This window comes from Lentimicrobiaceae bacterium (genome assembly GCA_023227965.1).
Taxonomy (GTDB): domain Bacteria; phylum Bacteroidota; class Bacteroidia; order Bacteroidales; family JALOCA01; genus JALOCA01.
The window spans coordinates 1-13,541 of record JALOCA010000059.1 but is presented as its reverse complement, the minus strand read 5'-3'; the positions used below and the strand labels follow the sequence as shown (position 1 = coordinate 13,541).

The window sequence follows — 13,541 nt, the reverse complement described above, 5'->3', positions numbered from 1 at the left end:
AGTCAGCCCGGTTGTATATTACTTCATTAGGACTTTATCAGGTCTTTCTGAACGGGAAAAAAGTGGGTTCGGATCTTTTTACTCCCGGATGGACCAGTTATAACAAGCGGTTGCAATACCAGACTTACGACGTTATCCGCATGTTAAAACCTGAAAATGCCATCGGTGCTGTTGTTGGCGATGGCTGGTACCGTGGGAATATTGTGCTTACCAAAGCTGGGAATTATTATGGTGATAAGCTATCTCTGTTTGCACTGCTTGAGATTAAATATACTGATGGGACTGTTAATCAGATAACGACAGATGGCTCTTGGCAAACCGGGAATGGACCGATCATTGAATCAGATATTTATAATGGGGAGATTTATGATGCCCGTCTTGATATCCCTGGGTGGGATCAGCCAGGTTTTGTTTCTCAAACCTTTTCTCAGGCTAAAATTTTCGATCATCCACGAAATATTCTTGTAGCTTCCCGTAGTTATCCTATCAGGGCGATTACTGAAATTAAGACAAAAAAAATTATTAAGACTCCTAAAGGGGAAATAGTCTATGATTTGGGACAAAATATGGTTGGCTGGGTAAGATTAAAAGTAAAGGGAGAAAAGGGCGATTGGGTGGTTATGAAGTTTGCTGAAGTGCTTGACAAAGAAGAAAATTTTTATACCGATAATCTACGTGCAGCAAAAGCTACCGATAAGTACATATTAAATGGAGTGGGAGAAGAAATCTTCGAATCTCATTTTACATATCATGGATTCAGGTACGTGAAATTGGAACATTTCACTGGTATCCCTGACCTGAATACCATTACGGGGATAGTAATTCATTCAGACATGCCGTTAACTGGTTCGTTCGTTTGTTCAGACTCATTGATTAATCAATTGCAGCATAATATTCAATGGACTCAGAGAGGTAACTTCTTCGCAGTCCCAACTGATTGTCCTCAACGCAATGAGCGCCTCGGATGGATTGGTGACGCACAGTTTTTCAGTTCAACAGCAGCATTTAATTTTAGTGTTGCACCATTTTATACAAATTGGATGTTTGACCTATCTGCTGACCAATTTAAAAATGGTGGAGTCCCTGGAACAATTCCGGATGCCCTGAGTGGTAGGGGTATTAGTGCCGGGTGGGGAGATGCCGCGGTTGTTATACCGTGGAGAGTTTATCAGGCTTATGGAGACATAAGGATCCTTCAAAACCAGTATTTGAGCATGAAAGCCTGGGTTGAATTCATGCACCAGAAATCAGGACAAGATAATCTGTGGACAGGCGATTACGGTTTTGGTGATTGGCTGGCTTTTGCTTCTGACGAGCAGGATAATCCTGCAGCCATAACAGATAAAGATTTGATTACCAATGCCTATTATGCCTCCTCAACAGAGCTGTTGGCACAGATAGCTACAATTCTTGGCAAAACAGATGATGCCCGCAAATACGAAGAACTGGCTCGGAGTATAAAGAAAGCTTTCCTGAATGAATATGTTACTTCTTCCGGTCGTTTGGTTTCAAACACTCAAACCGCTTATGCCCTGGCTTTGTCTTTTGGGCTGATACCTGATACTTTGGTTTTAAAAGCTGCCAGTTATCTGGCGGAGGATGTCCGGAAAATGAAACATCTGACCACGGGGATTGTTGGAACCCAATTACTTTGTAAAGTCCTGTCGGATCACGGTTATGCTGACTTAGCTTTTATGTTGCTGATGCGAAAAGAATATCCATCGTGGCTTTATCAGGTGACTCAAGGGGCGACAACCATCTGGGAACGGTGGGACGGACAGAAATCCAATGGTTCGTTCCAAACTGCCACCATGAATAGCTTTAATCATTATGCATTGGGTGCAATTGGTGAATGGCTTTATAGTTATGTTGCTGGAATTATTATTGACTCGCAAATGCCAGGCTATAAGCATTTTATCCTTCAACCACATCAAGGTGGTGGTCTGAAATCAACTTCTGCTGAATTAAATACTTTTTATGGAACCATCAAATCAGCATGGAAGCTTGAAGACGATAAAATGATTTATACTTGTTCAGTCCCACCAAATTCATCGGCTACTGTCTGCTTCGAAAATGGTGAAGAAAAAAGTATTTTACTCAATAACCTGCCCTTACCGAATGATGGTTTATACAAAGTTTCAACAGAAAACGGAAAAGTTAAAATTGAAATTGGTAGCGGCAATTATATGTTCAGTTTACAACACTCGATTTTAAAACAGCAATGATGAAATTTCAAATGATATTTTTTTTAATGATCTGCTTTATAATATCTTCCGGTGAACCTTCTAATCAGGTTTTGCCCACCAAATCCCAACTTGAATGGGCCGATGCTGAAGTTGGAGCCATGTTCCACTTTGACCTGCAGGTTTTTGAACCAACCTATAAGTTTAGGGCAAACTGGAAGTACCAGCCGGATCTTTCTGTCTTCAATCCTAAGGAACTTGATACAGACCAATGGCTCCGGGCAGCCAAAGCGGCGGGGGCGACTTATGCCGTCCTTGTAGCCAAACACTGTAGCGGTTTCAGTTTGTGGCCTACCAAAGCCCATCCTTACAGCGTTAAAAACACCCCGTGGAGAAATGGGAAAGGCGATATCGTGAAAGATTTTATCGCGTCGTGTAAAAAGTACGGCATTAAACCTGGCATTTATGCCAGTGCATCAGTTAACGCCTATCTCAAAGTGAATAATCCGGGTTTTGTGATTTCCGGAAATCCTGAAGAACAGGAAAAGTATAAAGAGGTCGTAAAAACTCAGCTCACTGAGCTGTGGTCTAACTATGGTAAACTTTTCGAAGTCTGGTTTGATGGCGGAGTGTTGCCACCCGAAAAAGGAGGGGTAGAAATTCCTTTGTTATTTAAAAAGTACCAGCCCGAAGCGATTGCCTTTCAAGGCCCTTATGGATATATAAATAATATCAGGTGGGTTGGAAATGAAAGTGGAGTAGCCCCCTATCCCTGCTGGGCCAGGGCAGATTCCACAACCTCAGCTACAGGGGTAATCCAGATTAAAGGGTTGCACGGGAATCCATCCGGGGAATTCTGGTGCCCCGGGGAAGCCGATTTTGCACTTCGAAAATGGACCAAAGAAAAGCCGGCTTTCCAGGGGGGATGGTTTTGGCACGAAGGGGAAGAGGATCGGATACGCACCCTGGATGATATGATGAACCGGTATTACGAAACTGTAGGCCAAAATACCAATATGCTCGTGGGCATCGTGGTCGATTCGCGTGGATTGGTGCCGGATGAGGATATGAAACGTCTTGAGGAATTTGGGCAGGAAGTAAAAAAACAATTTTCAGTACCATTGGGGGCAACATCCGGGAAAGGAAATGTTTTTACCATCCGTTTCAAATTGCCTCAGCCAGTCAATTATGTGGTTATCCGGGAAGAAATTTCGAAAGGTGAGCGGGTCCGGGAATACAATCTCTATGGAATGGAAAACAGGGAATGGAAGTCGTTGAGCAAAGGAAGTTGTATCGGGCATAAACGGATCGAAAAACTTGAGGGTAAAATGTATACAGGGATTAAGTTTGAAATAACAAAGTCGGAAGATACTCCTTTAATAAAAAAGATGGAGTGCTTTTGATGCAGGAACAAAATATTGTCCTTAGACATGAAAATAGCAGCGTAATCAGGAAAATTCATTGAAAATGAGGAGAAGAAAATTCATCGAAAATATCTCTTTAGGAACAGCCGGAATAATATTGGGAGGTATGCCAGGAGAGCTTTATTGCATGGACAGAAAAAGGAATAGGGTATTTGTTTCAGAAGAACTTGAGACAGGGTTCCTAAATCCCCCGGATTCTGCAAAACCCCATACCTGGTGGCATTGGCGGGAAGGTCGGATCAGTAAAGAAAGGATTACCGCAGAGTTGGAAGCAATTAAGCAAATCGGGCTAGAAGGAGTGACAATGTTCAGTACTTCGCGTATGGGTGAGACAGGACCGAATACTCCCTGTCTTAGCGCGGAATGGCATGAGTGTGTAAAACATGCATTAACCGAATGTGACCGGTTGGGATTGACATTCAATTTTCAGAACTGTGCCGGATGGAATGGTTCCGGAGGTCCATGGATTACGCCGGACAAGAATATGATGCACATCGTCCACACAAAACATAATATCGCAGGCGGTGCGACGCTACAATTGGAAGCTCCACCATCATGGCCCCAAAAGGGAAATACATTTTACCGGGATATTGCCGTTTTGGCATTCCCCACTCCATCTGTCTGGAAGGATATAAAAGCCTTGCCAGTTCCTAAAATAACGAGCAATTTTATAAAAGATCCGGATATATTAAATCGTGAAATCAGGGACAATGCTAAAGCTGAGGAAGTTTCTGAACTGTCAATAGATGCCGGACAATCATCATGGGTGCAGTTCGAGTTTCCAACAGAGGTAACTTGTCGTTCGTTAACGATTACCGGATCAACAGCAACTAATCCGGATGAACACCGCGCTGTAGTTCTGGAGAGTAATGATGGACGTGAATTTCGGGAGATTGTCCAACTTTCTTCCTATTTTTCACTGTTTCACCGCAAGGATCCAAGCGTGACCCACGCCATCCCGCAAACGACAGCGCGGTTCTTTCGTCTGGAATGGAGAGGCCCTGCAAAACTGGTGCTAAAGCGGGTTTTGTTTTCATCAGACCCTGCAATTTACTCACTCAATAGTAAGATGGGCGAGTTGGGCCGAACATTTATCTCAGAGCCGGTCTTGCCTTCAGAAGAGGGATCCACAGTCCCGTTTGACAATATTCTGGATCTTACAAACCAACTTGATACGTTCAGGAATCTGACCTGGACAGCTCCTTTAGGAAAATCATGGACTGTAGTGCGTGTCGGATATCGCAATACAGGGACAAAGAATGCACCGGCAGCGCCCGAAGCAACCGGCCTGGAATGTGACAAATTTAACCCGGAGGCAATTTCCACTCATTTTGATCATTATGCCGGTGAAATACTCAAAGATGGAGCATCTGTAAATTCGAAAAGTCTTACAAGTATCACTTTCGATAGCTGGGAAGTAGGTTCTCAGAATTGGTCACCGGTTTTTCGGGAAGAGTTCAGGAAACGCAGGGGCTATGATGTATTGAACTATCTTCCGGTTTTTGCCGGCTTCATTATCGAAAATCGCGAACTTACCGACCGCTTCCTTTGCGATGTACGCCAGACAATGAGCGACCTGGTATCGGAGACTTTCTTCGGAGGAATGAGGAAACTTGCACACAAGCACGGGTTACTGGTTCATGCAGAGGATAGTGGTGGTGGTGGAGAGACAATGGTTTCGGACCCTGTGCAGCATTATCTGCATGTGGATGTTCCCATGAACGAGTTCGGGAATACAATGAAGTATGCCGCTTCCGCCGCTCACATCACAGGGAAACAGGTGGTGGCGATAGAGGCTTATACGCAAGGTAAGCTGGATTGGAAGAGTTGCCCGGCATCCCTTAAGGCACAGGGAGACGGGGCATTGTGTGCGGGAGTCAACCGATTTGTATTCCACACATATGCCCATAATCCTGATATTGATAAGATTTACCCAGGTCCGGCCTTTGGCCCTTATGGACTTGCATTTTCCCGTGGGCAGACATGGTGGAAGATGGGCCATGCATGGATATCGTATCTTTCACGGTGTCAGTTTATGCTTCAACAAGGAAGACCTTTTGCTGATGTCTTATATTTCTATGGAGAAGAACCGGGAGGACCGATTCCTATGGTGTTGGAAGGTGGAAACGACAATTTTGATAAATTCTTAAAATTGCCAAAAGGATATGATTACGACCTTTTACCCCCTGAAATCTTAATTAATGATTTGTCATTCAGTAAAGGCAGACTTGTTACTTCAGGTGGGGCATCCTATCAGCTCCTGGTATTGCGCAGCTCAGAAAAAATGAGCCCTGAAGCGGCCGGAAAAATCAAAAAACTGGTACAATCCGGAGCAATTGTTTTGGGTCCACGACCAATCCAAAATCCTGGTTTAAAAAATTACCCGCAATGTGACAAAATTGTTGACGAGATAGGCAAAGAAGTATGGGGTAATTGCGATGGAAAAACAATTATCCGGCATTCTTACGGCAAGGGGCAGGTATTTTATGGGATCGGTATCAAGGAGGTTCTTGAATCCATGTCATTATTTCCTGATTTTAGTACTGAAGAGATTGATAATGATTTACGGTTTATTCATCGTTATATCGATGGTACTGATATTTATTTTATAAGTAACGGACAGTCATTCTCTCTAAATTTTACTGCAAAATTCAGAATATCAGGGGAAAAACCGGAAGTATGGGATCCGGTGACTGGGGAAATAAAAGATGTTGCATCATTTCGTCAGACAGATAAACAGACTGTAATTCCCATGTGCCTGGATTCATGCGCATCGGTTTTTGTCGTTTTCAGGAAATCAGAATCTAACCCGAATATAAAAAAATCATACAAATGCGGTTCTGTACCAAACTCTGAAATGGCCATAGACAATCCGTGGAATGTAAACTTTTCTCCGGGATGGGGAGTACCGGAATCAATAAAGTTTGAAAAGCTGGACGACTGGAGTAAAAGGCCTGAAAAAGCTATTAAATATTATTCTGGATCGGCTGTCTATTCAACTTCATTTAATTGGGATCAACCTGTTTCAAAGGAAATATATCTTGATTTGGGTCGTGTGGAAGTAATAGCAGAAGTAAAACTTAATGGGAAAATTTGCGGAATAGTCTGGACACCGCCCTACCGTGTTGAAATTACAGAAGCTTTGAAACGTGGGGAAAATACTCTTGAGATAAAAGTTGCCAATACATGGCTCAACAGGTTGATGGGAGATGGTCTTGGTGTTGAAATGGGTTCTGAAAAGCATACTTGGACAACCATCAACCCTTATTCTATTGATCCCAGATTTACAGTGCCTGAGATTAGTGCAAGAACCTATGATAGAAATAAAGACACAAAACCGGAACCTGTTCCTTCGGGGCTGCTTGGGCCTGTAAAGGTATTTATGTATTTTGATTAAAAATTAAATAATTAGAAATTAATTAACACGTTATGAAATCAATTCTGTTTAAAATATTGGTGTCTTTAATAATTAGTTTTAATGCTTTCACGGTTAGTTCAAACAATCGGCCGCGTATTATATGGGCATCTTCACCTGTTGGCCCTGACGAAACAGTTATGATACAAGCTGGTGATTTTTCCAATACTGCAACCATTCAATTGGCTAGGGTGAAAGACAGTAAACCTGGGAATCCTGAACGGGAAAATATTCTTGCCATAAATGATTGGGTCGAGGTAGAAATCTTACAGCGAAGTTCAAGTAACTTGAAATGTGTTGTCCCTGCGATATGGAAACCTGGCATTTATGCATGCCGAATTGTGGATGGGGAAACATTCTCAGATACGATTTTCCTCAATGGCCCTAAAGTATGGTGGAGTCAGGGAGAAAATGGCGAAACTTCAAGTCCTGGCGGTTGGCTTCGAATTGTTGGTAATTGCCTTAAAATCAAATCCGACGAAGTTAAAAGTCATAAATGCAAGGTCTCGTTGCGAAATTCACAAGGCAAATCTTTTCCACTTTTTATAGAACGGGCCGACCCATTTGATATTCAGGTTCATATTCCTGCACAGGTAGCTTCGGGCACTTATGAGTTGTGGATAAACAATGGATATGGAGGAAAGTCGGGATGGAATCATGGAGTCAGTGTACAAATAACAGATGTCAAAGTTTCTAACCTGAAAGTATTCGATGTTATGGTTCTTGGAATTGAATCAGCATTACAGAAAGCCCGGGAAAACAATGGTGGCATAGTCTATTTTCCATCAGGTGAATATGAAATCAAGAATGCAATTGAAATTCCTGAAAATACGGTTGTTAGAGGAGACGGAATTGACAAGACAATAGTGTATTGGAACGATTTGGTGGAAATTCCGGAGGCTTTGCTATATGGGAAATCCTTCAGTATAGAAAATCTTAGTTTGTATTGTCAAAATATGTATAAAAATGTTATCAAAGTTGATGATGGCTATTTTAAAATCGACAGTGTTCGGATCAGGGCCAATCCCATATTTTTGCTTGGCCGGACAGATCGTGAATCAGAGTTTCGGGGCAGGAAACTAAATGGAAAGATTGAAGATATAGATGCGTGCATTCACTTGAACCGAGTGAATCATTTTGAAGTTTCCAATTGTGATATCCTTGCGGGTTCATATGGTATCAGGCTAATGAATTCATCGAATGGACTGATCCGTGATTCAAAAGTTCGATACGGGCGAGACGGTTTTGGATGTGAAGCAATCAATCGTGTAATCTTTGAGAATTGTGTTTTTGAAGGTATTGACCTGGGAGCTACGGGGAATTATTTTGCAACCTATTTTGGAAATTCAGCAGAATATTTGCTTCTAAAGAGAAACCGGTTTGCCAATGCTTACGGTTTGGATCAGGAGTTTTTTACTTTTGATGCAACAGGAGGAGCGTATATGGGAAAGATTGCCAACACCGATGGGAAAAATCTGACCCTGGCATCCGACCCGGTTTTTAAGCGATACAGCAAAGAGGCCAACGATTGGAGAAACACAGTTGTATGTATCCTTGATGGCAAAGGTTCCGGCCAATATCGGCGGGTGGTAAGTCATTCAGGAAGAATGTGGGAGATGGATCAACCTTGGTTGGTTGACCCAGACACAAGCTCGATAATTTCAATTATCCCGTTCCGTGGACATGCCCTTATTGTGAACAATACCTTTGAAGATGGGGGGGCAGTGCAGTTTTACGGTACTTCTATAGAAAATATCGTTGCCAATAATAAGGGAACCCGAATGAGTGGTTTCCTGGTATGGGGACAAGAACAAAGAGGTTGGGGCTGGCAACCCTCATGGTATAACCAGGTATTAAACAATGAAATAACAAATGGGCATAACTACAGGCATCAACTCACGCGTTTTGGGGTTATGGGTACAGTTAGTGACTTACATCAGGGTAATTATGAAGGACCGCTGAGCAAGTGTATTGTTTTACGAAACAATAAAGTTCAAAGTAATGGTTTAATCAGTATCAGCGGACAAAGCGAAGACGTTTTAGTCGAAAAGAACCTGATCAGAAATTCTGAATTTGGGATTGTGGTCGAAGGAAAGCTACAGAAAGGTGTAAATACTGACGCACAATATTATAAAGATCATTCTATGAGTTCTGAATCGAAAAAGAAATTTCCGGGGATATTATTGCGCTACAATCAATTTGAACGAGTAGATAATCATTATAGTGGAGAGGCAATTTCGGGGGTCAAAATTTATAAATATTGATTGGTATAGGAATTAATTTAGTATCTTATTCATGAACTTCTCATATCATAAAATTCAATGCTATAGTTTTTTTATAATACTTGGCTTTCTTTTATTTTCGTTTCCTGGCCTCTCACAAGGACAGTCAATAAAGAAGGGGACCCAACACAAAAAATGTTTGGTTCCTTTAATAGTGAGCGATTATACTCTAATTTATGACCCGCAAGGTGATGTATTTCCGGGACCTGATACGAAAGATTTGAAGACAGGTATTTATTATCCCTTATGGCAACCCAACGACCATTGTTTTGTAAAAGGACCTGATCAGCATTGGCATTCCTTCGGGATCACTCACCCGGCATCAGAACCGGGCCAGTCACGTCATCAGGGTGAATTTGCCTCTTTCCATGCGGTGTCTGCCGGAAAAACTTTTGAAAGCTCATTCAGAAAGGGTTCATGGATTGACAAACCCAAAGTGCTCCCTCCTGCCCAGCGTCCCGGTGAGAGTAGCGCCAACCATGCCCCGACTATTGTAAAGCAGGGTAAACTTTTCAAAATGATCTATGGGCCAATCCCATTCAGGATGGCGGTTTCAAAGGACTTATACGTCTGGAAGCCGACAGGCCCGATTCGTATCAACGAAAAGTCTGGGCGCGACCCAAGCTTAATGGTCTGGAAGGGTACCTACTATTTGGTGTATTGCTCCGGGAACGTGGTCAAGGCATCCACATCCAAAGACCTTGTGGAGTGGACGGAGCCTGTCGAAATTTACAAAGGGGAAGTTGCAACTTACCAATGCGAGTCCCCGACACTTAAACGGAATGACGGCAAATTTTATCTTTTCTGGTGCCTTTGGGACACGGCTGGCAAAAATAATAACGGTTATGATGCGCGTTCATTTGTTTATTGCTCCAAAAACCCACTTGATTTCCATGGGCAACCATTGGTAACAGAACTGGCTACCCATGCACCTGAAATATTTCAGGGTGAGGATAAACAGTGGTATATCTCAAGTGCACAATATCCTAACAGGGGGATAAATGTTGCCCAGCTATCCTGGAAATGACTTCAACAATGAAACTTAAAATTCTCATAAACTTATGAAACTTAAAATTCTCATATTCTTATTTTCCCTTGTTTTCGTCCTTTTTGGATCTATATCGGGAAATGTTTTTAATTATCAGTTACAACCTTTAAAAACTGAACCTCCGAATGCGACGTTCGTGAATGCTGCCGATTTTGGTTTTTCTCCCGAAGCAAGTGGTATCGAAAATACAAAAGCACTGCAACGGGCAGTTGATCAGAAAGGAACAATTACGGTGAGTAACCCGGGTACCTACAAAGTAGCAGGGACTGTTTATATCGGAAGCAATACAGTAATCATTTTTGGGAACAACATCTACCTTAAAAAGGTTGATGAACATGGGACATTTTCCCATGTCATCGTGAACAAAGGTGCCGTCACCAGGACTTATGATAATCATATATCTATCGAAGGTTTGCAGATTATTGTCAATGGAATGGACGTCCGGAACTTTAAAGAGGCGTATGGTCTTCATGGGCAACTTGCTTTTTTCTACATCAAGGATCTGAAAATTGATCGTTTCAGGTGTTTGGATCTGGGTAAAGCTCAGTATGGTATCCACGTCTGTACCTTTGAAGATATTATAATTAACGATGTTATAATCAAAGGAGATAAGGACGGGGTTCATTTGGGTAGGGGAAAGCGTTTCACGATTAGCAACGGGATATTTCAGACCTATGATGATGCTGTGGCACTCAATGCACACGACTATTCTGTTGGCAATCCTGAACTGGGATGGATTGAAAATGGTGTTATTGAAAATTGCCACGATCTGGCCGATGACAAAAAACCGGTTGGCTATTTCTGCCGGATTTTGGCCGGGGCATGGATCGACTGGAAACCGGGCATGGAGGTGCAGCAATCTGATGCTGTAGTCTCAAACGGCAGGATCTATCGCGTTCAGGCCAAAGCTGACGGTACGGTGTATAAATCAACCACACAGCCCATGCACGAAAGCGGCAGCAAAGTTCTGGACGGTATCAACTGGGGTGTCGTTCAAAACGATGTCACCTATACGGCTGGAGTCCGAAATGTCATTTTTCGGGATATTTTCCTTGAGAAACCCCGGATCGGATTTTCAGTTCATTTCGATAACGACAGGTATAGCCGTTCCTACTATCCGGGAGCTGAAATCCCCATGCAGGAGCAGCTTGTGTTTGACAATATCAGGGTCATTCACGATCAACCGACTGAATTTCTGTCAATCGGTACGCCTGTCGATGTGTTGACGATCACCAATTCAAGTTTCAAAAATAACCGGATCGACTTCCATGGCAACAAAGCGATGCCCGATTACCTGAAAACCAAGATCAATATATACGGATGTGTCTTCAATCAGAAGGGAGCGATGGATCTGGTTACCAACAGCGTTGAAAACAAAGAAATATTATTGAGAACATCATCCAACATTGAGCTTTATGACAACTTTTCGGCAAAAGTAAACTCTGGTAATGGTAAAATTATAGTAGAGTCCGATCTTACAGGATTGAAAAAGTAGTTGTTGGATTTTAATATATTTTGTTTGAATTGTTATAAATAAAAGAAAGAAAATGAATTTTAAAAATACTCTGAAAATGAAATCAATACGCTATTTTGTCCTACTTGCTTTCCTTTTTACCTCGATCATCGGTTATTCCCAAAGCAAAATCCGCATCGCCTGTGTTGGGAACAGCATTACTTATGGAGCCAGGATCGAGAACCGGGGAATAAACAGTTACCCGGCCCAACTGGGCGCCATGCTGGGTAATGGTTTCGAAGTGGGCAACTTCGGGGTAAGTGGCACCACCTTATTGCAAAAGGGGAATGCTCCTTACCGGAAAACTTCTGCATACCAAAAGGCCCTTGACTTTCAGCCAGATTGGGTCTTTATTAAACTGGGAACCAATGATACCAAGCCGGTCAACCGGATTTTCCTGAGCGAATATGTCCAGGATTACAAGGATTTGATTGTTTCTTTCAGGCAGTTATCCAGCCACCCGAGGGTCGTGCTGTTATTGCCGATCCCTGTTTTTTCGACCGATACCACAGGCATTACAGCCAGTGTGGTCAGGGAAAAACTACTACCAATGATCCGTCAGATAGCCTACGAAACAGGATGCGAAGTAATTAATTTGTTCAATCTGCTGATCGAATCTCCTCAGTTGGTACCCGATAAAGTGCACCCTTCAGCAGAAGGGGCAACCGTGATCGCGAAGAGGATCAGTGAGTTCGTCAGGATGAAAACTGATCCGTTGTTTGGGCTTGCAAAATCATTGCCACAGGATGCCAAACCTTTTAATTTTAATGGTTTTCAGGGTTACGATTTTACCTTTCGTGGCCGAGATGCCAAAGTTGTGGTACCTAAACTTTCAGCCCCCTGCCATCCATGGATTTGGCGGGCCCGCTTCTGGGGACATGAGCCCCAAACCGACATTGCCTTGCTCGAAAGGGGTTTCCATGTTGTCTACTGTGATGTTGCCGAATTGTTTGGGAACGAAGAAGCGTTATCGATATGGAATGATTACTATCAACTTTTGACCCGTGCAGGACTGGCAAAAAAGTCTGTTATGGAAGGGATGAGTAGAGGTGGAGTTTATATTTATCGCTGGGGAGTGACATATCCCGAGCGGGTTGCCGCGATATATGCCGATGCACCTGTTCTTGACCTTAAGAGCTGGCCGGGAGGTAAAGGGAAGGGTAAAGGAAGCGCCCGGGACTGGGAGACCTTTAAGCAGGATTTTAACCTCAAAACAGAAGAAGTTGCAATTGCTTTTAAGGGAAACCCGATAGATCTGACAGACCAGATTGCCAATGCTGGTTTCCCCATGCTCCATGTGGTTGGCGATGCAGACGATGTGGTGCCCGTTGCTGAAAATACCGCTCCGTTTGAACAAAAAATAAGGGAAGCTGGCGGTTCAATATGTGTAATACATAAACCAGGGGTGAACCATCATCCCCACAGCCTTCAAAACCCGCAACCGATTGTTGATTTTATTTTACGGGCTACTGACTACAGGGTATCACAGGAAATAATACCAGTTCCATCAGAACCTCAAAAAAGATGGCAAAATTATGAACGTATCATGTTTATTATAAACTTTAAAACCACCTCCTTTGGTGGTGGTAATGTTTAAAAGGCAATGCCTGAAAATTATTAATTTCGTGACATGAGCAATTTCAAGAAAATAAGCCATGTCATTTATCGATGTACAT

At 42.7% G+C, this 13,541-nt stretch carries 7 protein-coding genes; all 7 read left to right on the top strand.

The features are described 5' to 3' along the window. Nucleotides 1-2,225, top strand: a 2,225-nt coding sequence (locus M0R21_13200) for a glycoside hydrolase family 78 protein (protein MCK9618778.1), incomplete at its 5' end; no start/stop codon positions are given. A gap of 26 nt (nt 2,226-2,251) precedes the next feature. After that, on the top strand, nt 2,252-3,586 hold the full coding sequence (locus tag M0R21_13195) for an alpha-L-fucosidase (protein MCK9618777.1): 1,335 nt from the start codon (nt 2,252-2,254) through the stop codon (nt 3,584-3,586). A gap of 64 nt (nt 3,587-3,650) precedes the next feature. Next, nucleotides 3,651-7,004 (top strand): hypothetical protein, encoded by a 3,354-nt coding sequence (locus tag M0R21_13190; GenBank protein ID MCK9618776.1) that lies wholly within the window; start codon nt 3,651-3,653, stop codon nt 7,002-7,004. Between the two features lie 32 nt (nt 7,005-7,036). Next, complete coding sequence (locus M0R21_13185; protein MCK9618775.1) at nt 7,037-9,286, top strand: hypothetical protein; 2,250 nt, start codon at nt 7,037-7,039, stop codon at nt 9,284-9,286. Between the two features lie 157 nt (nt 9,287-9,443). Further along, complete coding sequence (locus tag M0R21_13180; protein ID MCK9618774.1) at nt 9,444-10,331, top strand: family 43 glycosylhydrolase; 888 nt, start codon at nt 9,444-9,446, stop codon at nt 10,329-10,331. A gap of 34 nt (nt 10,332-10,365) precedes the next feature. Further along, nucleotides 10,366-11,847 carry a hypothetical protein gene (locus M0R21_13175; GenBank protein MCK9618773.1) on the top strand — a complete coding sequence of 494 codons (1,482 nt, stop codon included), beginning with the start codon at nt 10,366-10,368 and terminating at the stop codon, nt 11,845-11,847. Between the two features lie 76 nt (nt 11,848-11,923). After that, nucleotides 11,924-13,462, top strand: a complete 1,539-nt coding sequence (locus M0R21_13170) for a GDSL-type esterase/lipase family protein (protein ID MCK9618772.1) — start codon at nt 11,924-11,926, stop codon at nt 13,460-13,462. Nucleotides 13,463-13,541: the final 79 nt, after the last annotated feature.